The sequence below is a fragment of the Chitinophaga sp. Ak27 genome, from assembly GCF_012726295.1.
Classification (GTDB): domain Bacteria; phylum Bacteroidota; class Bacteroidia; order Chitinophagales; family Chitinophagaceae; genus Chitinophaga.
On sequence record NZ_JABAOB010000001.1, the window covers coordinates 457,009 to 477,860 of the forward strand.

Below are 20,852 nucleotides of genomic sequence, written 5' to 3' on the forward strand. Positions count from 1 at the left end.
AACTATTGCACAAAACTACCATCTCCTCTACGCGCGTTCTTAGCTGATTTACTCCGTGTAAACTGTTGTGGATACCAGGCCAGCTGCAACAGAAAGTACCGGCTCTTTGTACTTGATACCGCATTGGAATAGCCAGTAACTGTTTGTGCAATCATGTTATTGTTATTCTGTTGTAAAGCATCCATTACCACAAAACTGATGATGGCATCTTTTTTCTTGAGGAACCGCTTTTCAATATTGGCATTGATCACCAGCGGATGTTGATTAACCAGGTAGCTGCTGGCCCTGAGTATATTTTGCCTGGCGCTCACATTAAATTTAATATCTGCCGGGAAGAAGACAGCTCCTTTTACAACTGCGTTAAATTCATTGTTATACAAGGGACGGCCCGGCTGCAATGAATTTTCGTTATTATCGGAACGGTACGCCAGGGCAGTGGCGATGTCCAGCCATTTCCAGGGAGAGAACGAAGCTATAATGGACTGGTTCCAATTCCGCTGTAGGGTTGTTTCCAGGCTGCCGTCAGCAAAATACAACTGTTTTCCCCAGGACCAGTAACCATCAAGTTTAAGTGTGGTATTCATCGCCGGTAAATTTTTAGACAAAGAATAACCCAAGTTCTTATTATTACCACCTTTCATATTCAGGTAATAAGTTTCCGTACGTATCGTTTTGGTCACCGTATCTATCCGTACCATTCTATTGGCGCCTACGCTATTATAGCTCTGGCTATAGGCTACTTCACCCGTGGCAAATATTCCTGTCCCGGCAAACATATAAGTTCCCCGCAAACGCCAATTATCTATAAGCCCATTGGCCAGGTTTTTATTACCAATTACCACATCAAATGGCGTAACATAGTAGGGCTTTGTATTAAGCTGCAACAGCGTTGGCAAATTGACGTCCCGGTTATAACTGGCTAATAAATTCCCGGCAGTAGAAGGCATATATTTAACCGTGATAGCAGGTAAGAATGTACCTGTGCGGGTGGAAAGATCCAATTCCTTTAATGGCAAACGCATATGCTGCCAGTTAATCTCATATCTCCCCCCTACTTCCACTGAAATTTTTTGATGATAATCATACGTGACCGTAAAACTGGCAGGTAGCCGGTAACCAGTCAGCATATTATCATTACTGAGATCATTCAAACGTTTTACTTCCTGTCCGGGTATCACCTGGTCGCGATAGTTGATATCTGTGCTCTTCCTGATGGAGGGTGTTACTTTCAACAGGAAGGTTAATTTATTCCGCCAGGAATGCGTCAAAGCTATATCTACGGCGTTGAATAGCGTATTATTATTCTGCTGCTGTAACAGGTAGAGGGAACTATCAGGCTTTGTAATATCGGCGCCGTACGTATCCGTGTTATCATTACCCGAGCCCTTCGTTGTGCTGCTACTGCTACTGACGGTTATATTCAGGTGCACTTTACGACTGGTAAAAAATGCCAGCAGCGTATACAGGTTATAAGAAGGCATATCGGTAGCGGTGCCTAACGACATGCGCTGTAAGTTTTCGAGTATTCCAGACTGACGTGTCTCACTATTATTTTTATTCTCGTTATGAGACATACTGGCGGTAGCAGTCACCATCATGCTAAAATCGCCCTTATTGGCACTAGCACTCAATGTCACTATATGAGACGTAATCTTATTATCAGTGGTTCTTTTAGTATTTCGCCTCAGGCTACCCTCTTTATAAAATTCCTCTGAAAATTCTTCCGCCTCGCTCACGCTATGTACACGATGAATGTTGTAATCCACGCCAAAATTCAATTTACCAAACGTATTACCGTAGTGAACCTGCGCGGATGCGTCCTTCCTCATTCCACCCGAACCTCCGTTGCCCAGGGGAGAAAACGAAATAGTCATCCCGCTAATAGTTCCAATGGGCTCCGTGCTCATTATCCCCAGAGGGGCCTGGTTAGCGGATGCTGACAGGCTCCACTGTTTCCAGCCGTCGATAGACCTCGCCGATGCTCCGCTCCTGTAACGATCCTGTGTACCTCCCTCTGCATTCACCTGGTACATCCGGCCGGCAGATTTATCTGCTTTGGTGACAACATTCAATGTTTGTGAAGACGCTTCTGATGCTGATAACCTGCGCCCGGTACCGCTTTCATTATCCTGGATTACCTGGATGCGTTCTACAATATCTGCCGGTAATTCCTTAATGGCGGCTGCTATATCGCCATCGAAGTACTTCGCGCCGTTGAAGAGCGCCCTGCTGATGGGTTTTCCCCGGTAAGTCAGTTGACCGTTGGCGTCGGCATTAAATCCCTCCATTCTCTTCAGCATGTCTTCCAGCCGGGCATAGTCGCGAACAATATAGTCCTTTGCCCAGAACTCAGTTGTATCACCTCTTTCCTGTGGTCCTTTCGCTGTAGTTACCGATACCTCCTTCAACTGTACCAGGCTGGATCCCATCACTACCGGTGGCAATACCAGGATTGGCCTGGTATCGTTCAGGAAATATTTTCTACGATAAGAACGATAACTCATTACCTGTACCTCGATCGTAAAGCTTTCACTCCGTACTGCCGGAAAATTGAATACCCCGTATTCAGACGTAACAACATGCAGGGTATCTTTCGATGAAGTTAGCCGTACCGCAGCCGCAGGAATACTTCTACCCAGGCTATCCCTTACAACGCCATTGACCCGTCTGACCGACAACTGCCTTGCAACCAGCTTTTGTGGAATTTGCGCCAAAAGTATAGCTCCCGGTATCAACAATAAAAATATAATGAGTGATAAAATCTTATGCAAACGATTTATTTTAGACGATAGGTGATGGATAACTTTGATGCTACTAGGAGATCTTCTACTGCGTCGGCGGATCCTTTGTCCATATTAAAGCCGGCGTAGTATCCTACTCCGTTCAAAGCATCTACAATGTTCTTTTCCCCGGGAATAACGATCCGTATATAAACAGTTCCACTTGTCACCGGCAATAATTTCATGGGAATGGCCAGCTCACAATCGGCGCCCACTATAGTATTAATAGCCACGCCGGACCTGTCTTTATCCGACTTGTTCATCACTGCCTGCATATCATTGAAGTTAGTTGGCGCCATGGAAAGCAACATATCACTTGCCGACGACTTCCGGTCTCCCTGTTCCTGCTTCTCCCAAAATCCGCCTGATGCCTGGATACCGTAGTCATTATAGATCGTCAACGTATCAAAAGAAGTTTCCCCTGCTTTCTTTATCTCCAGGAAATTCCACATGTCGTCTTTATTGAAGCTGTAATGCCCGGGGTAAAAAATTTTAATGCCGTCCTTATCCTCTTTGTCTTTGCTGATCTCAAATGACATGCGTCCTGCCAGCACCATCTTCCAGGCAAACTTAGGGCGCCGTAGCGCGATATAAAGGAAATCATGATCGTTGTACACATCGTAATAGAGCTGGGCAGCCTTGTCGTAGTGGCGCAATGTATCTCCCCACTCCTTCAACTGGCCATCAACAACCACATTGCCGGGCCCGGAAGATTGCGCCCGGACAATACCAGGAAGACTGCTAAAGAAAAGTATCAAGGCATAGACGCACGGATATTGTAAAGTAACTGATACTTTTTTCATTGTACGGAATCAGGTTAGTAATACGATGCTTATTTATCCAGCATGGATTTAATCATCTGGTCAATTTCTACATTCAAGCCATCCTCAATGCGCAGTAATATTTTACCTTCTTTATCCAGCAGGAATTTTGTTGGATAAGCGGTTACCCGGAAAGCCTTTACGATATCTATTCCTCCTGAGCCTTCATCATTAAGCACATGTACCCAGTTCACGCCGTCTTTTTTAATAGCTGCCAGCCAGGCGGCTTTAGCTTTGATTAATGGCGTTTTATCGCCATGTACATTTTCATTGGCCACGGCTATAATTTCGAGGCCTTTGTCTTTATAAGCCTCATAGAGCTCTTTCAAATGCGGATGGCTTTGGCGGCAGGCGCCACACCAGCTGCCCCAGAAATCCAGGATGATTAATTTTCCTTTGTAGTCGCTCAGCCTGACGGTTTTGCCGTATTGGTTTTTCCGGGTAAAGTCGGCCGCCTGCATGCCATGCAGCGATATCTTCTTCAGCTCCGTGATGCGATCGCGGATTTTCTGCGCGGCCTGGGTGTTTTTGAGCCGGTTGCTCAGTTTGGCGTAGGCCTCCGCATAACTGTCTGCGCTATACATACCATTGTTGTCATTCAGCTCATACAGGCTTACATAAGAATCCGGATGTCCGGCTACAAACTGTTGCATCAGGATCCGCTTTTCCCGGTAAAGTGCTGCCGGCTTTGTAGTAACGAAATTGTAAAACCTGACACTATCCTTTTCCCTGTCAATAGCGGCGAGCTCTTTCATCATGGCAGCTTCCCCAATGTCTATACCCAGCAAAGCATTTAAAGCATCAATATCCTCCAGTACCTCGTTTTTATCTACGCTGTCCTTCGACAGGAATGCCATTACCAAACCGGGATCCAGGTCAAACATGCCTTTTGTGGACACGGTGGAATCGGGTTGCTGGCAAATTCCTGCAAAAGGGAGCAGGAGCATCCCCCATAGAATTAATTTTTTCATGATAACAGCTAAATGTGATGGTGGTTGATATTAATATATAAGGCATCGTTTGTGGCAAAAAGGGTGAAGGCAAAACAGGAATAATGTGGCAAGATAATTACATTATATTTATGCACCATATATCTATTGACACGAAAACCGCGTGGGTATTAATCATTATTTAATATAGCCTGTCACCTACTTTATAGCTTGAATAGTATTTTTGTTCGTCTATTCATCTCATCGGTAAAATAAATCTAACAGCTTTGACTTCGTTTTTGCATTCGGCAGATGTGATGGCCTTTGATGAGATCTATCATCAATATCACCATGCCGTTTTTAAAAATATCCGGCGGTTAATTGACCAGCATGATATAGCAGAAGACATTCTCCAGGAAGTATTTCTTGCCTTCTGGAACAGCCGTCACCAGCTGGACCTGAGCCAGGGGCCCGGCAACTGGCTTTTTGTAGTGAGTTATAATAAATCCCTCCGGTATCTAAAAAAAGCAGCTACCGAGCAATCAAAGCTGGCCGTGTACCCGGCTATTCGCGATGCCGTGGAAGATGATCATGTTTTTCTCCAGGAAAGCAGGCTTGCCCTGCTCAACGAAGCCATAGACCAGCTTTCTCCCCGCAAAAAAGAAGTGTTCCAGCTATGCCGCCTGGAAGGTAAATCTGCCGTTGAGGCAGCGCGTATCCTCGGGATTTCGCATCATACCGTCAAGGAATATCTACAGTCCTCTTCCGAGGCCATTCGCTCCTATATAGCCTCCAGCCAGGCAGCCTTACCCGTTTTGGGCGTACTTTTCCTCGGCTCCTACCTGTAAATGCCTTTGTTAACAATTCCGTAACCTTCGCTGTCCCCCTCTTTTCATTCGTGTCTTACTTTTTATAGTTGAAAGATATGGAACAGATCATCGCACTAATACAAAAACTCAAAGACGGAACAGCTACAGCAGCAGAAGTGGTGCTACTGGAAGGTATGCTGGAGCGGGAAGAAGACGCTGCGCTCCGGCAGCAATGGCGCAACGAGTTTGACCAGGCGGTAGCAACCAGCGAACAGGTATTGACCCGGGAAAGGACAAACACCCTGCTCATGCAGCTGCACGCCCGGATGGAAGAACCTGAACAACATACCCGCAAACAGAAAGTGATCCGGCTGCATAAAGCGATACGCTCCTATGCTGCTGCCGTTGCGGGCATATTGTTGCTGTCGGCAATGTTCGCCATGTATTATACGCGTCTGCAAAAAAATCGGATGCGTCCACTATCCAGCGCACCCACACCGCATTTGAAGCATATTCGTAATACCACCGGCAAAGCAGTCATCATGACACTGCCCGAAGGCTCACAGGTAACGATGGATGCCGGCGCTGTTTTATCGTACGATGAAAAGGCTGCCAGAACCGTTACCTTACTGGGCAAAGCCTCCTTTCATGTAACGGCCAGCGACCAACATCCATTTACAGTCACTACCGGCGATATCACTACCATTGCATTAGGTACCCGGTTTATCGTAGATGCCAGCACGTTGCAGGCAATAACCGTAAAACTGGAAAGCGGGAAAGTATTGGTTCGTAACAACGGCAGCATCGCCAAAAAAGATATTTGTTTGCTCCCAGGGGAGGCTTTTCACCTGGATACCATCACCCATCAATATGCAGTAACAAAAGCTACCGGCATACCGGATGATAACGCTTCGGGGGGAGCGACCGTGAAACGTGCCCTATTACTAACTTTTACGAACATGCCATTAGATAAAGTGTTCAAAAAATTAGCCACTGCCTATCATACCGATATCCATTTTGCGGATAGTGAAGTGGAAGGCGCCTATTTCACAGGACAAGTATTAAAAACGGATTCGTTGCAACATATCCTGTCAGCGATTTGCCAGCTGAACAATCTTGAGTTTACCTCCGGAGATGAGGGAATCACACTCAGGAAGATAAGGTAACATCATTCAAGAGCATTTATATAAAACATTTACGCGTGCGTAGCCGCACGTGGGGGCCATCTATTTCTTAAACTTTAATTAATACCTGTCAAAAAATGATCAGACTTCTAAAAAGCTATCTCCTCGCATTCCTCGTGCTGGCTATCGCATTAAGCGCACGCGCACAGGATTTGGGCGGTACGGTGACTATCAAGGGTAGTGTGATGAGTGAAGCCGGCGACCCGCTGCCGGGCGTGTCTGTAGTGGTTAAGCAGCATAACGGCAGCAGCAGGATGAATACAACGACCGATGAAAAAGGAATTTTCAGGCTGCAGGGAATGAAACCTGGCGCAATGTATGATTTTACTTTTAGTTTCATTGGCTATGAGAACAGCCTGTTAAATAGTTTCCAGGTAAAAGATGGCAGCAGTAACCTGTTGCTGATCCGCATGAAAGAAGCCAGCAAAGGGCTAAATGAACTGGTAGTAGTGGGCTATGGTACGCGTACCAAAAAGGAGCTGACAGGCTCCGTTTCCTCTGTGCGGTCTTCAGACCTCAAACAAGAGGCGATCACGTCTTTTGACCAGGCCCTGGCCGGCAAAATGGCGGGCATCCAGGTGATGCAGACTAATGGCGCCCCTGGAGGCAACGTATCTATCCGGGTACGGGGCGTAGGTTCTATCAGTGCAGGCAACAACCCGTTGTTTGTAATAGATGGCGTCCCCATTACCAACGATACCCGCAGCGCTTCGCCTGGGGTAAACAACTATCAGCAGCCATTCAACCCGCTGGCATCCATCAACGTGAATGATATTGCCTCCATCGATGTACTGAAAGACGCTGCCTCGGCTGCCATCTACGGCTCCAGGGGCTCTAACGACGTGGTGCTGATCCGCACCAAAAGAGGGATAGCCGGAAAAATGACCGTCAGTTATGATGGTAGCTATGGCATACAAAATGTAAACAAACATGTAGACGTACTGGATGCCTATGATTATGCCAAGCTCGTATACGAAGGCCATAACAATGCCTACCTCGATGCGGTGCCCTCCGGCAAACCCACAGATCCCAATAGCGTAAGGCCGCAAAATCCCTCTACCAGGATTCCGCCTCAAATACTTCCCTACCTGGAAGGCAAGCCCGGATTAACCAACACCGATTGGCAAAAGGAAATATTCAGGCAGGCGCCCATGCAAAGCCATACTGTAAGCGTATCCGGCGGCAGCGAAAGTCTCTCTTATTATTTTTCGGCCAACTACTTCAACCAGGATGGCATTGTGATCAACAACAACTACAAACGCTACTCTAGCCGCTTCCGCGTTGACGGCGGCACAGGGAAATTTCGCTTTGGCGTAAATATGACGCCTTCGTATACCGACAATCGGGTGGTAAATGCAGAAGGGCCCTGGTTTGCGCCAAATTCAGGCGTTATTGCGCTCGCCCTGGGCTATGCACCCATCTTCCCGGTCCGTAATCCCGATGGCACCTTTGCCGACTCCGTGAATGTATGGGGCTATGGTCAGACTAACCAGCTTAACCCGGTGGCCGTGGCCACGCTGATCAAAGACCGTATCAAAAATTTCCGGTTAACGGCCAACGCCTACATGGAATATGAATTCCTTCCGAACCTGAAGTACCGTATCTCCGCAGGTACGGACCTCAACAGCTTCCGCAGGGATTATTACCGGCCATCCAGCCTTCCGCTGCCATCTGGTACCCTTCCTTCGGTAGCAACAGGTTTCTCCAATACAGATATGTATACCAACTGGCTCACCGAGCATACCGTTACCTACAATAAATCCTTTGGTAAACATAAACTGGATGTACTGGCAGGATTTACCGTACAAAAAGAAAATCAGGAGCACAACTCCCTTACGGCCAACAACTTTCCTACTGACATCGTTACCACGCTGAATGCAGGACAGGTAAATGCGGGCAGCTCTACCCTTGAACAATGGAGCCTCAATTCCTGGTTGGGCAGGGCGCAGTACAGCTATAGCGACAAATACTTTCTGACTGCTTCCATAAGACGTGATGGTTCATCACGCTTTGGCATCAATCAAAAGTGGGCGTCCTTCCCCGCAGTATCAGGCGCCTGGCAAGTTTCCAATGAGCCCTTCTTCCGCAATATAAAACCTGTCAGTTCTCTCAAAATCAGGAGCAGCTATGGTCTTACCGGCAATTTCCAGATTCCGAATTATGGCTCCCTCGCGCAGATGAGCAATACCAACAGCAACTACATTTTTGGCAACCAGGCGCTGGTAAATGGCGTGTCTATTACCAGCCCTGCTAACCCTAACCTCACCTGGGAAAGTATGGCCAGCTTTGATGCGGGGCTTGAATTCGGATTATTCAATGAACAGCTCAACGTTACCGTTGATTATTATAACGCCAAAACCACTAAGCTGCTGCTGAACCTCCCGGTTCCGGGAGCATCCGGCTTCAGCACTTATCTCCAAAATATTGGCGCCGTGAACAACAAAGGCTGGGAGATCTCCTTGTCCTATAACAAAAAGATAGCGAAAGATTGGTCTATTGAAGGCAATGCCAACATCGCATTTAACACCAACAAAGTAACCAAACTGGGACCTTCCGGCGCACCGATTATCGCAACCGGCGGCACAGGCAATACCTACTTTATTACCAAGATTGGAGAAACGATCGGGTCTTACTATCTGTACGTGGCAGATGGTATTTACCGCGATCAGCGCGACTTAGATAACTCTCCCAAGACCAGCAATCCTACGCATATAGGCGACCTGAAATTTAAGGATATCAATGGCGATGGTAAGATCGACGCCAACGACCGGGCCATTGTGGGCAGCTTTCAGCCAAAATATATTTTTGGATTCAGTAATACGGTACGGTATAAAAACCTGGACCTGAGCTTTTCTATCCAGGGCAGCCAGGGTAATAAGATCCTCAATCTTTTCAGGCGCTACATCGCCAACGTAGAAGGCAATTTTAACAACCTCAGCGAAGTAAAAGATCACTATGTATCTCCGGAAAATCCGGGCAACGGGATTGTTAACCGCGCCAACAGGCTGGCGACCGGGGGAAACGGCATTACCTCCTCCTGGCACGTGGAAGACGGTTCTTATATCAGGGTACGCAACATTGCATTGGGGTATAACTTACCCGCCTCGCTGCTGCGCGGGAGCCACATTCCGTCGGCACGGATCTATGGCGCCGTTCAAAACCCGTTCACTTTCTCCAAATACTCGTTGTTCAATCCTGAGATCAGCAATCGCACAGAAAATGCGCTCACCGCCGGGGAAGACTATGGCTCCTACCCGCTGGCACGCACTTATATGATAGGTCTTAATGTCACTTTTTAATGCGCTACATCATGAAAAAATATAAATTTTATTTGCCTGTATTATTATTGCTACTTGCCTCCTGCAATAAAAAATTCCTCGATCTGACGCCGGTGTCCACCATTGCACCCGGACAGTTTTTTAAAACCGCCAGCGATGCCGTTACCGCAGTCAATGGCTGTTATGCCTCGCTGGCGCAGGGAAGTCAATATGGTTCCACCTTTGAAGTGCTCATGGAAGCGCGGGCGGATAACTTCACCGACCAGGATCCTTCTTCCAATGCCGGCCAAAACTACCAGGTCAACCGCTATTCTGATAACCCCGGCAACACCAACTTCTACAATGCTTGGGTAGGCGTATATAACGGTATCTTTCGCTGCAATACCTTATTGACCGCCATAGATGGCATCAACATGGATGAATCGCTGAAGAACCGTATCAAGGGAGAAGCCCGCTTTATCCGCGCGTTGAGCTATTTCAACCTGGTGCGACTGTGGGGACCGGTGCCGCTGCTCACAGCGGCCATTGATCCCGTTCAGGCAGTAACCCTGAAACGGGATGATGTTGCGGCCGTGTACAAACAGGTGGAAGAAGACCTCGTTTTCGCGGCAGCCAATTTACCCGCTACCTATGCTCCCACAGAGTTGGGACGTGTTACCAGTGGAGCAGCTAAAGGGCTTCTCGGCAAAGTATATCTCTACCAGAAAAAATATGCTGCCGCCCAAACTGTATTACAGGATGTAATAGACAGCAAAGTGTTTACTTTATTGCCCAAAGTGGCAGACGTATTTAGCACGAGCAACAAGTATAATGCGGAAATATTGTTTGCCGTACGCTATGCCAAAGGAGTAGCTAACCAGGATCATGGCTTCTGGTATGCCAACTCACAAACCATTACAGTAGATACCACCTTATTGAAAGCCTATAATGTAGCAGATCTGCGCAGGTCTTTATCGGAATCCGTTAAGCCTGCCGGCAATGCCAACATGATGCCCCGTAAGTTCCTCGACGATCCGGTTAATGGCAATGCCGGTAACGACTTCCCCGTTTTGCGTTTCGCAGATGTATTACTGATGCAGGCAGAAGTGCTGAATGAAGTGGGTTATAGCACCGGTGGCTCTGCGTTCGCTTACCTGAACATGATCCGCAACCGTGCGGGCCTTTCAACGCTCAACTCCGGCGATTTACCGGATCAAGCCAGCTTCCGGCGTGAAGTATACATACAGCGGCGCCTGGAGCTGCCTTTTGAATGCGACCGCTGGTTCGACCTGGTGCGCACCAATCGCGCAGTATCGGAAATCCTTGCCAATAAAAAGGTGACGCTCCCGGCTTTCCGGCTTATCTACCCGATACCACAGCAGGAAATAGACATCATGAACAATAAGGCTACTTTTCCGCAGAACCAGGGGTATGATTGATCATGCTTTTAAATAACTATATAGCTAAAGAGGACAGCTGGGATTGATTTCCTGTTGTCCTCTTTGCTTGTATTCCAGTTGCTGTTGTCAATGAGAGGTATCCAGCCGTTGCTTTGCATCCGCTGTTACCGGTGCAAAGAAATTAACCAGGTTGCCATCGGGATCCCGGAACAATAGTGACCGGTTTCCCCAGGGCATTGTTGTTGGAGCCTGCACCAGGGTTTCTGCAAGAAAACCGGCCAGCGCTTCATAGCATTTATCCACGTCTGCTACGCGAAATTCAATGATAGCAGAATGATTGTTGGCGGCTACGGCTACTTTACTTCCCCCAAATGGCGCCAGGGTATTAGTAGTTCCAATGGCAAGTGTCGCCTGCCCCGTGCGTAATTCGGCGAAATCGGGGGTATACCAGGTCCAGGTCATGCCGGTTACCTTTTCATAAAATGGCACCAGGCGTTGGATATCGGCGGTAATGATACGGACAGATGATAAATTCATACACTAACGTTTATTTTGTTCAACAGCACAAAGTAAAACAGCCGTTATGACAACCCTATGTCAGTAGGTTTTAAGCATTTTATGGATCTGTTATCCAAATTCCGCGTCCTCCGGGCATGGGTTCAAATAAATTGCCCGGGGACGGCAGCTTGATAGGTGGACGCTGATACTGATATAAAAAGGCTTGCGTGTTTTTTTCCAAACATTGCAATATCGCCGATACTCCATAGCACATTGATTTTAATAATTACAAATAATATTTCTCTTCCCAAAGCTCACAAAACCATACCACCCATACCATCAAACACAACAGGGATAAGCATTTACACCGACAAACCTCTACACTTACACTACAAAATGTCGCCATATTTCCCCGGCACATAAAACCGCCTTACCATCTGCTTCTTTCTTTAACCGGTTGTCATCAACCGGATAGACAGCGTAGCGGCACATTAACGAACAGCCTCGCATTTGGAGGGAACAGGAATTGCACTAACGGTAAACAGGATAGTTTTTACAGGCATAAAAAAAAGATAATGAAAACATATTTCCTTTTCCCGGCCATCACCATGCTGCTGCTTGCCTGCGGGCAACACAGTAACCAGGAGCATAACACCGCCACCAGTAAAGACAGTCTAAAAGCCGTAAAAGAAAGCATGGATCATATTCCTTCCGCAGTAGTGGACTTTATTACGCAGGCTGCGGTAACAAATCTGAAAGAGATCCGCATGGGAAAAATCGTCCAGGAAAGAGCAGTAGAAGACCGTGTCCGGAACTATGGCACTATTGATCGGGATCACAAAAGCGCGATCGACCGGTTCAATACAGCGGCCACCTCTAAAGACAGCATCATCAGCATATACGCCAAAAGCATGTTGCCCCGGCTGCATCAGCACCTGGACGAGGCGCTACTCCCATAAATTCATGTCCCATAATCAGTGGGTGGGGTTGTGGAAAAAATCCATCGTAGATATGCAGATCTGATCCACATATAGCCGTAGACGTTACTTTTAGAATAACATCATTACTCTTTTCCAAAATAGGGTCATCCACTGTGTCTACACTGATTTTACCCGGATGATGAAAAACTGCTGCCTTCATAAAATACATTTTAAGTATGATGAGTGAGGATACCTGTTTGTTGTCAGATAGCAAAGAAGAGACCAGCGCATCCGCCCTCTGCCATGGCCACTTTGAGCAATTGATTCCACAATTCACCATGACCTGTCAGCGGAATCATCATATAGAACTAAATACTGTTACAGGTTTCACGCAAAACCGTTCATAGGCATATAATTTGGATCGCTAACCGTTATCACCTTTTAATCTATTAAATTATGGCAACAGTTACTAAAAACAGGAAATCATCCGCAGCAAACAACCGGACCTCTTCTTCCACTAATAAAAAAGCGTCACCTGCCGGGAAGAAGTCCGCCGCCACCGCAAAGAAAGCATCCCCTGCAAAGAAGGCGGCCACTAAGCAGTCTGCACGTGCGGAAAAGATGCCTCACTCTGAATTTCACAAATTTTTCCTGGATGAATTAAAAGACATTTACTGGGCAGAGAAAGCCCTGGTAAAGGCTTTACCCAAACTAAAAAAAGCATCCACCAGTCCTGAGCTGGCCGCAGCTTTTGATAAACATGCCGGAGAAACCCAGACGCATGTATCCACGCTTGAAAATATATTCGAGATATTGGGAGAAAAGGCTGTCGCCAAAAAATGTGATGCTATGCAAGGGCTCATCGAGGAAGCCAATAGCGTCATTGAAGAAACGGAAGCGGGGTCTAAGGTACGGGATGCCGCCTTAATCCTGGCTGCGCAAAAGGCAGAACACTATGAGATCGCCACCTATGGCAGCTTGCGTGTTTTTGCCAGCACCATGGGGCATGGCGATGTAGAGCAATTGCTTTCCCAGACACTGGAAAATGAGAAAGCTACGGACGAAGCATTGACTGCCCTGGCAGAAGGCGCGGTAAATGACGAAGCCAGCGAAGAATAGTATAACAACCAAGCACTGATAAATAGTGACCAAATTGTAAATGGAATACTTGTCGAAGTATTCCATTTACTTGTGCCACGATGTGGACAGCATTTACGCGATTTCCTCCCAGCCCCCATTCTGCGGATCATATTTCCAGAACTCACCGGAGTCAGTAAACTCTGAAGCGGTCATGCCTGCCTCAAAAATACTCTCCTGGTCCCAGCCAGCAGTGAAATACACTCCATTGCGGGTCAACAGTACGCGGATATTATAATCAGGATGCGCCAGTTCTACCTGGTCTTTCCCTGCTGTATTTATTACGTATTCATATTGTTGCAACCGCTCTTTCAATCCTTGGAACTGTTCTTCCGTAAAGGGCGACAGGTTATCCGGGTTATCAAAGAAACTATCATTACCTGATTGCTGTTCACGCTCCCGCGTTTGGGCGCTGAATAATTGAATGTCGAAGCTCATATCTTTCGGATGTAATTAGTTACAAATAAGTTGTTGATAACAACCATCAAAGTGTGGCCTTATCCGGTCATCCATAGCGTAGCTGTGCGGTGGACTCTTCGAGCAGGTGTATACAGTAATCCAATTCCTCTTTCAATTGGGCTAACAGCAATTTCCGCTGTTCTCCTGGTGTTCCGGGGTTCACCTGCATATCTGCCGCCATCCGGGACAGCTCCATCAAACCCACGGTAGTAGCAGTTCCGTATAACTTATGCCCGATACGTTTCAAGTCTGTATCTTCCCATTGTTCGTCATGCTGCCATATCTGGGTACTTAGCTTTCTTAGCTCCATGATGGTCGCATCCATTATTTCCAGCAGGAAGGTGTAGCCAATGATATCTGCGCTCAGGTATTGTTTCAGGATAGCAATATTGAAGTGCAGGCTATCGCTACTTTGTATTTCCGGGGTGATTGTGCGCATCTCTGCTGCCGATGGGGGGATCCATTTTTCCAGTAAAGCAATCATGGCATTTTCTACAAATGGCTTATGCAAAAAGTCGTTCATGCCCAGCTGCAGGCACCTCTCTCTTTCTTCTTTCATATCGCTGGCAGTGATGGCGATAATAGGTGTTTGTGCAGCGGGATCTGTTCTCCGGATGATTTCCGTAGCTTCAAACCCGTTCCTGTCGGGCATTTGCAGATCCATAAACACAATGTCCGGCCGGCTTTCATTATATTTTTCTACCGCCTCTACTCCATTTGCTGCTTCCAGGATAGTGACGCCTGGCAAAATCCGGTTCAGGATAGTGACTGCCACCATCATATTGACGGCATTATCTTCTGCGATGAGGATACGAAGGGGTTGGTCAGGTGATACTATTGTATATTCTGTTGACATTGAATCGTTCTTTTTCGTTGTTATATTAACAGCCCTCAGGCTATAGCCATTTGTACGCCTGTTATTTCCTTTCCAGTTGTACCGCCACATGATGGAGAACAGTTTCCAGCTTACTGATCTCTGATATGACCTGTTCCCTTGCTATATTTTCTTCCGGGATATGTTCCAGCGCCTGGATGACGGGGAACAATGAAAAGATGTCCATACTTTCAATAGTTGGTTTTATTTTATGGGCCGTTTTCCTGACCAATTCCCAATTGCCGGTAGTTGCGGCATCCTGCATCGTTGCTACGGATGCGGGCATCATCTGCAGAAACAAATTGATTATTTTTTTCGTGAAGGAGCTGTCTCCATTCCCGATTTTTTCGATTTTAGCAAGGCTGAACAACGGGAGTTCACTGGTTTCCTGCCGGCCGTTTGAATGGTAGACATTTTTCCCGAAGTTATTTCCTCTATCCAGCTGTTCTGTGATCTTACCCAGCAATTCTTCTTCTTCAAAAGGCTTGGAAACGAAATCGTTCATCCCTGCTGCCAGGCATCGTTGACTCTCTCCTTTGATGGCGTTGGCTGTGAGTGCAATAATAGGAATATTTAGCTTTAATTCGTTACGGATAATCCTGGTGGCTTCTAATCCGCTCATCACGGGCATCTGTACGTCCATCAGCACCAGGTCAAAAGGCTGTTGTTTTAACCGGTCAACAGCGTCTGCACCATTCACTGCTTCTGCCAAAACAACGCCGTAGCTTTCCAATATGGTGGTAACCACGAGGCGATTCATTTCATTATCTTCTACCAGCAGCACATTTCTTCCTTTCAACAACCGGGTATCTGCCACGCTATGCCGTTTCTCCGGAAGGTCGGCTGGGACACCTGTTTCAAAAGGAATATTGAGCAGTATGGTAGTCCCGCTGCCTTTGGTACTTTCAACGGTTATTTGTCCGCTCATCAGTTCTACCAGCTGCCGGGAAATAGACATGCCCAGGCCTGTTCCGCCGTATTTCCGGGCGGTGGTCCTGTCTTCCTGGGTAAATTTCTCGAACAGGTTGGCCAGGAATTCCTGGTCCATGCCGATACCGGTATCTTTCACAATGATATCCAGCACTTGTATACCCGGGCGTTGTTCTTTCAGCAGGCAACGTATTTCCACGTCACCCGTTTCAGTAAACTTAATACCGTTGCTCATCAGGTTTAGTAGCACCTGGTTGAGGCGATGGGGGTCGCCGAGTAGTACCGGCGCTATGCTTACATCGATCTCGCATTTAAGCTGGAGGCCTTTTTCATCGGCCCTGGGCTGCATTACCCGGCAGGCATGCTTTATTACGGCCTCCAGGTTAAAGCCGATATGTTCCAGGTTCAGCTTTCCCGCTTCAATTTTGGAGATATCGAGGATATCGTTGATCACGATCAGGAGGTGGTCGGTAGCGGTATTAATGGTGTTAAGGAAGAAACGTTGCTTATCGTCCAGGGATGATTTTTCCAGTTGCCGGCTCATGCCCATGATGGCATTGAGCGGGGTCCTGATTTCGTGGCTCATATTGGCCAGGAAGGCTTCTTGGGCTCTGGCGGATTGCCCGGCAGCTTCACTGGCATCATTGAGTTTAAATTCCAGTTCTTTTTGGTCTGTTATATCGAGATGGATACCTATAGACCCTACTATCTGGCCGGAATCATCGTACCGGGGCGCGCCACTCACCAACCACCATTTCTGTGCTCCGCTCTTGTCGTGTACCGCTATTTCGTAGGCATCAGAGATGCCCTTTTTCCTGAGTTCATTTTTGCTCTCCACCAGTTCCTGGTCGGCCGGCGTGGCAAATAAGGCCCCGGGACGCTGACCGTATAATTCATCCAGGCCATAGCCCGACATCTCACAAAATCTATGGTTGGCATACTGGATACGTTCCTCAGTATCCAGTTCCAGCAGGCCCAGGTTCATATTTTCAATAATGCTGCGGTACTTTTCTTCTTTCATCCTGATGGCCTGCTCCGCCTGTTTGCGGGCAGTTATATCGCGGTAGTTCAACAGGTGCCCTTTATACACCTGGTTCATGAAGATAGGCACATAATCTATTTCCCAGCAGCGGCCATCGGCCAGCATTACTTCATCATTGACCCGCCACTCCTTCTTTTCAATCAGGCTTTTAATATGCAGATTAATGGCTTCCGGATTTGCAAAAATATGGCTATACCGGGCCTGCAGAGTAGTGCCATCCTTACCGATGAGTGCTGCAGGCGCTTCCTTTATGCCAAACATATCACAGAAAAAGCTGTTGGCCAACCCAATTATCCGCCGTTCATCTTCCACCAATATGCCCATTGGCAGGTTGCCGATGAGCGTAGAAAAGCGGTTAGCCGTGGTCGATAGCCTGGCCTCTGCTTCCTTACGCCTGCCTATTTGTAATGTTACGAAGCCAACAACATCCAGCAGGTGATCGCTGTTGAGGCTCCACCTATCCTCGCTGAATGCTGAAATAGCATCTTTCAGTTGCCCGATAGATACTTTCTTCAGCGCCAATTCTTCTGCCAGCTGTTTATTTACCGCAATAAACTCTTCCTCGCTGAGCTTAAAAGCATTTTCCGCGAGATAGCTATCCCGCTCATACCCGTTGTAAGATTCATTTACTGTATTAAGAAATGACCGGAGTCCTTCATGGTTGAGCAACTCCGCTGGGAGATGCTTCTTTATCTGCCTTTCCAGTAACTTATTCCACTTCATGAAACGTCGTTATTGTCATAGTTTGGTTGTGTAATTGACAGCTCACGCCATCCAGGAGTGGGGACAGCTCACCGTAGGAATAAAAACCGGATAACAAGGTATGGTGTCCAAATATTTCATCTACGGCTTCTACCTCTTCCTCTGTGCGGGACTTCAGGATCATTTTCCGGCCTATGCAGCTGATTAATAGCGCGAAGCCCGGCTGTTGGCTCCCATGTCGGAATGACTGTGTAGCAGCGCCGGAAGCGGCGATGGTCAGCTTATCGAAGTTAGCCCGCATAAATCGCACGCTGGCCCCTTCGGGGATATCGCCGGCGAAAGTCATGCTGCCTTTATCGGAATCGATAGACAGAATAGTGCGGACAATAGGTGCAGTAATACCTGGTAATTTCACGGCCAACGGAAACAGCAATGCTGCTCCGGGCAAAGATTCCGCCTCTGTACCCAGATAACGCTTATATAATTCCAGCGCATTTTTATCGTCCATTTCAAACAAAACATTTCCATCTGAGCGGGTAACCATCCGCTCCAGGCCAAACGTTTCCCATCCTCCCTGAGAACCGTGTCCCACCTGTAATTTATCGCCATAAAAACCTACACCTACAATCAGCCCCTGTTCGGGATGGTCATTCAACCCCACAAAAGTGGACTCAAAGCGGTCGCCATCACCGGCCAGCCCCCCTGTCACCAGGACGCTCTGCGAAGTGGTGGCGTTCATACCCCGCACCAGCTCGCTGCCGTTCACATGGCTACCATCGGAGAAAACCAATATATGCGACAGGTTTTCCATGGTAAAGGCCTCTATCAGCGCTGTTCCTGCCTCATAGCTATTGGAATAATTGCTGATGTGCACGGACCGGGAGACCACCTCCGTGGCGTCGAAATCGAGTGCTACCAGCGACAACCCATCGTCCAGCACTTCCGTATGGTAAATTTCACCCGCCGTAGAGCAGATCACAATCTCGGCATGGGGGAACCTCGCGTGCAACTGGGAGTAGATGGAAGATGTTTCCAGGACTGACCTGGAAGCAAAGCATAGCACCAGCCGGGCGGCGTCTTCGCTCAGCGGCTGACTCTGGGGATGGCGTTGCCATTGACCGGATTGAAATTTGTATAATGCGGCTTTCAAGGCGGGACTTTTTAGATGACCAATTAAATACTAAAGTCTCTTAATAGCAGTCTGGTTATGACCAATAATAACTTTCCGCGCTTTCCTTCTACTCCTAAACTTCCTGTATACGTTAATATTATAAAATGAATGGGATTATCAAAGCTTATATACTTAAAAATATGAAATTTAACCGGCTTAAAAAAATCCCGGCCGCGTACCGGGTAAACGGGGACATCTCTGCCCTATTTCCCTTTCAACCAATAAATCTCTAAATTGCCGCCTTATTTGTAACCCAAATCATTGTGAATGACCAACGAACCGGAAACTATTGCCAAAGACATCGCCCATGGTGTGTCTGTACTATTGGAGCAATTAAACAAAAAAAAGGATGCCGCCGCTATTGTAAAACAATCCAGGTTACAAGTGGGCATATTCGACTTCGCCCGGTTTGTGTATAAAAACGGGGAAATGTACCTGTACACTTCTGATGATGATTTCAGCGATGCCGATATGCATTATGAAGACATTGATACTACAGGCGTACTCACTGATCCCGAAGCGGTAAAACAACTGGAGCCTTTACTGCATGCAGCTCTACAACCGGTGATAGCGCAGTATATCGAACTCCCGATACTCGACTACCGGTTTAGGGTATATGGCCAGGTGTTTGTTAACGGCAAGCGTATCGCCATAGCACCGTATAACCATACCAGTGAGTCCAGGCGCGAGCAGCTACTATCCGCTATTGCTCAATATATAGATCAACGTATCGATAACGGACAATATCCTACCAAAGCACTGGACACCTTTTTCCTGTCGCGGCACCTGTTGGATGAAGGCTTGTTTCACCCGCTGGAAGCTCCCCGTATCATAGCTATTTTCGATAAGATAAGCCAGCTGAATAAAGCGAATAAAGATACCCTGGCACAGCACCGGCATCATATCATTTATGCGCTGCAGCAATGGGCAGAGGAAGTATTTATTCCGCGTTTTTATACCGTTACAAAAGCGACTTTCCAGCCCACCGTATATACCCTGCAATCCGACCGTCCGGCGGCGGATCCGGGCTTACTCGAGCTACTGGTATACACAGCGGTGATGATCATTAAATACTCTCCCAACTATTCCCAAGCCACGGGTATACGGCTGGCAGAATTGGCCGGTGAACTGGGCAGCAGCACCGCCACTACCCTGCTGCAATCCGGTACGGGTAAGTTTAAGCGGGTTACAACCAACAGCGTTGAGCTTCAGTGTAATGATATACTCAGCACCGTTAGCATATGGGTACGCCATGAAAACGAGGATGCTTATCAACAGGCGCTGGAATATCTCATCGGTTTGCTGGAACAGGACTTTCCGCGTAGCTATGCCATTGAGCTGAAGTCGAAAGTCAAAAATTTTCTTCCCATTAAAAATACCGGCAAAAAGGGTACACATCGCTTCTTTGCCAACGCTCTGACTTATAAAGCATTGTTTCCCCTGTTGGAAAAATACGCCCGTATAGCCATGTCCCGGCCCTACGAATGGTATTCCAACGCGGAAGGGGAAATGTGCTGCCTACCCGGCACCTATGCCGTATTTGGCCTGGGCCTGGCCAGTACAGATTATTTCCAGCTGGTACAGGATTATATGAAGCAGGTAGATACCGAGCATCAATCGGTACAAAATCACTTTACCCTGGCATTGATTAGTCAATACGGTGTGAATGCCGATACTATCCCTACCATTTTCCGCTGCCTGCTGGCCTGCCAGGATATGAAGCCCATCCGGGAGCTACAGGTATTTGAGCAACCGGTATACGCCTCGCTGTTGCTGGAACTGGTCCGGGAATTACCGGGACATGAAATTGAACATATTATAGGGTTGATATGGGGTGGCACCCAAAAGCTGGCGGCTATTGCGATGAAGAAAGCTGCAGATCCTTCCCTGGAAGGCGTGTTGGCCGCGGCCGCCAAATAACATAACCGTTTTTAGCAGG

General features: G+C 47.5%; 17 protein-coding genes. 8 read left to right on the forward strand and 9 right to left on the reverse strand.

Going from position 1 to position 20,852, the window contains the following annotated elements; genetic code table 11:
- Window positions 1-2 precede the first annotated feature (2 nt).
- The 3 genes from HGH90_RS01855 to HGH90_RS01865 are packed head-to-tail and all read right to left on the reverse strand — an operon-like array spanning window position 3 to window position 4,572.
- The gene (locus HGH90_RS01855) at window positions 3-2,771 is read right to left on the reverse strand and encodes an outer membrane beta-barrel protein (protein ID WP_169190246.1); all 2,769 of its coding nucleotides are present in this window, start codon (window positions 2,769-2,771) and stop codon (window positions 3-5) included.
- Window positions 2,772-2,776: 5 nt separating this feature from the next.
- Window positions 2,777-3,583 (reverse strand): hypothetical protein, encoded by an 807-nt coding sequence (locus tag HGH90_RS01860; protein WP_168763296.1) that lies wholly within the window; start codon window positions 3,581-3,583, stop codon window positions 2,777-2,779.
- Between the two features lie 29 nt (window positions 3,584-3,612).
- The gene (locus tag HGH90_RS01865) at window positions 3,613-4,572 is read right to left on the reverse strand and encodes a peroxiredoxin family protein (RefSeq protein WP_168763297.1); all 960 of its coding nucleotides are present in this window, start codon (window positions 4,570-4,572) and stop codon (window positions 3,613-3,615) included.
- 245 nt (window positions 4,573-4,817) lie between these two features.
- Between HGH90_RS01865 and HGH90_RS01870 the strand changes: the two genes are divergently transcribed.
- From HGH90_RS01870 to HGH90_RS01885, 4 genes are all read left to right on the forward strand, one after another.
- Window positions 4,818-5,378: an RNA polymerase sigma factor gene (locus HGH90_RS01870; RefSeq protein WP_168763298.1), complete on the forward strand. Its 561-nt coding sequence runs from the start codon at window positions 4,818-4,820 to the stop codon at window positions 5,376-5,378.
- A gap of 77 nt (window positions 5,379-5,455) precedes the next feature.
- A complete protein-coding gene (locus HGH90_RS01875) occupies window positions 5,456-6,505 on the forward strand; it encodes a FecR family protein (RefSeq protein ID WP_169190247.1) in 1,050 nt (349 codons plus the stop codon).
- A 95-nt stretch (window positions 6,506-6,600) separates the two neighbouring features.
- Window positions 6,601-9,822, forward strand: a complete 3,222-nt coding sequence (locus HGH90_RS01880; RefSeq protein ID WP_169190248.1) for a SusC/RagA family TonB-linked outer membrane protein — start codon at window positions 6,601-6,603, stop codon at window positions 9,820-9,822.
- Window positions 9,823-9,833: 11 nt separating this feature from the next.
- Window positions 9,834-11,219, forward strand: a complete 1,386-nt coding sequence (locus HGH90_RS01885) for a RagB/SusD family nutrient uptake outer membrane protein (RefSeq protein ID WP_169190249.1) — start codon at window positions 9,834-9,836, stop codon at window positions 11,217-11,219.
- An 87-nt stretch (window positions 11,220-11,306) separates the two neighbouring features.
- On the opposite strand, the gene HGH90_RS01890 is transcribed toward HGH90_RS01885, so the two are convergent.
- Window positions 11,307-11,717, reverse strand: coding sequence for a VOC family protein (locus tag HGH90_RS01890; RefSeq protein ID WP_169190250.1), 411 nt, complete (start codon window positions 11,715-11,717; stop codon window positions 11,307-11,309).
- 536 nt (window positions 11,718-12,253) lie between these two features.
- On the opposite strand from HGH90_RS01890, the gene HGH90_RS01895 reads away from it, so the two are divergent.
- On the forward strand, window positions 12,254-12,637 hold the full coding sequence (locus tag HGH90_RS01895; RefSeq protein WP_169190251.1) for a hypothetical protein: 384 nt from the start codon (window positions 12,254-12,256) through the stop codon (window positions 12,635-12,637).
- On the opposite strand, the gene HGH90_RS01900 is transcribed toward HGH90_RS01895, so the two are convergent.
- Entirely contained in the window at window positions 12,570-12,827 is a 258-nt protein-coding gene (locus tag HGH90_RS01900) for an alcohol dehydrogenase catalytic domain-containing protein (RefSeq protein ID WP_317166130.1), read from the reverse strand. The genes HGH90_RS01895 and HGH90_RS01900 overlap by 68 nt on opposite strands.
- 7 nt (window positions 12,828-12,834) lie before the next feature.
- On the opposite strand from HGH90_RS01900, the gene HGH90_RS01905 reads away from it, so the two are divergent.
- A complete protein-coding gene (locus HGH90_RS01905) occupies window positions 12,835-13,005 on the forward strand; it encodes a hypothetical protein (protein WP_169190252.1) in 171 nt (56 codons plus the stop codon).
- Between the two features lie 49 nt (window positions 13,006-13,054).
- Entirely contained in the window at window positions 13,055-13,717 is a 663-nt protein-coding gene (locus HGH90_RS01910) for a ferritin-like domain-containing protein (protein WP_169190253.1), read from the forward strand.
- A 93-nt stretch (window positions 13,718-13,810) separates the two neighbouring features.
- On the opposite strand, the gene HGH90_RS01915 is transcribed toward HGH90_RS01910, so the two are convergent.
- The 4 genes from HGH90_RS01915 to HGH90_RS01930 form a co-directional block, all read right to left on the reverse strand.
- On the reverse strand, window positions 13,811-14,173 hold the full coding sequence (locus tag HGH90_RS01915; protein ID WP_168763305.1) for a hypothetical protein: 363 nt from the start codon (window positions 14,171-14,173) through the stop codon (window positions 13,811-13,813).
- Between the two features lie 67 nt (window positions 14,174-14,240).
- A complete protein-coding gene (locus tag HGH90_RS01920) occupies window positions 14,241-15,050 on the reverse strand; it encodes a response regulator (protein ID WP_169190254.1) in 810 nt (269 codons plus the stop codon).
- A gap of 61 nt (window positions 15,051-15,111) precedes the next feature.
- Complete coding sequence (locus HGH90_RS01925) at window positions 15,112-17,763, reverse strand: response regulator (RefSeq protein ID WP_169190255.1); 2,652 nt, start codon at window positions 17,761-17,763, stop codon at window positions 15,112-15,114.
- On the reverse strand, window positions 17,750-18,892 hold the full coding sequence (locus HGH90_RS01930; RefSeq protein WP_169190256.1) for an FIST signal transduction protein: 1,143 nt from the start codon (window positions 18,890-18,892) through the stop codon (window positions 17,750-17,752). Before HGH90_RS01930 ends, HGH90_RS01925 begins: the two co-directional genes overlap by 14 nt.
- A gap of 288 nt (window positions 18,893-19,180) precedes the next feature.
- Between HGH90_RS01930 and HGH90_RS01935 the strand changes: the two genes are divergently transcribed.
- Window positions 19,181-20,833: a DUF6138 family protein gene (locus HGH90_RS01935; protein WP_169190257.1), complete on the forward strand. Its 1,653-nt coding sequence runs from the start codon at window positions 19,181-19,183 to the stop codon at window positions 20,831-20,833.
- Window positions 20,834-20,852: the final 19 nt, after the last annotated feature.

Coding starts and splice junctions, on each gene's coding strand:
- HGH90_RS01915 (WP_168763305.1), bottom strand. CDS start 14,173: ATGAGCTTCGACATTCAATTATTCAGCGCCCAAACGCGGGAGCGTGAA.
- HGH90_RS01905 (WP_169190252.1), top strand. CDS start 12,835: ATGATGAGTGAGGATACCTGTTTGTTGTCAGATAGCAAAGAAGAGACC.
- HGH90_RS01860 (WP_168763296.1), bottom strand. CDS start 3,583: ATGAAAAAAGTATCAGTTACTTTACAATATCCGTGCGTCTATGCCTTG.
- HGH90_RS01865 (WP_168763297.1), bottom strand. CDS start 4,572: ATGAAAAAATTAATTCTATGGGGGATGCTCCTGCTCCCTTTTGCAGGA.
- HGH90_RS01920 (WP_169190254.1), bottom strand. CDS start 15,050: ATGTCAACAGAATATACAATAGTATCACCTGACCAACCCCTTCGTATC.
- HGH90_RS01925 (WP_169190255.1), bottom strand. CDS start 17,763: ATGAAGTGGAATAAGTTACTGGAAAGGCAGATAAAGAAGCATCTCCCA.
- HGH90_RS01935 (WP_169190257.1), top strand. CDS start 19,181: ATGACCAACGAACCGGAAACTATTGCCAAAGACATCGCCCATGGTGTG.
- HGH90_RS01910 (WP_169190253.1), top strand. CDS start 13,055: ATGGCAACAGTTACTAAAAACAGGAAATCATCCGCAGCAAACAACCGG.
- HGH90_RS01890 (WP_169190250.1), bottom strand. CDS start 11,717: ATGAATTTATCATCTGTCCGTATCATTACCGCCGATATCCAACGCCTG.
- HGH90_RS01880 (WP_169190248.1), top strand. CDS start 6,601: ATGATCAGACTTCTAAAAAGCTATCTCCTCGCATTCCTCGTGCTGGCT.
- HGH90_RS01900 (WP_317166130.1), bottom strand. CDS start 12,827: ATGTATTTTATGAAGGCAGCAGTTTTTCATCATCCGGGTAAAATCAGT.
- HGH90_RS01875 (WP_169190247.1), top strand. CDS start 5,456: ATGGAACAGATCATCGCACTAATACAAAAACTCAAAGACGGAACAGCT.
- HGH90_RS01895 (WP_169190251.1), top strand. CDS start 12,254: ATGAAAACATATTTCCTTTTCCCGGCCATCACCATGCTGCTGCTTGCC.
- HGH90_RS01885 (WP_169190249.1), top strand. CDS start 9,834: ATGAAAAAATATAAATTTTATTTGCCTGTATTATTATTGCTACTTGCC.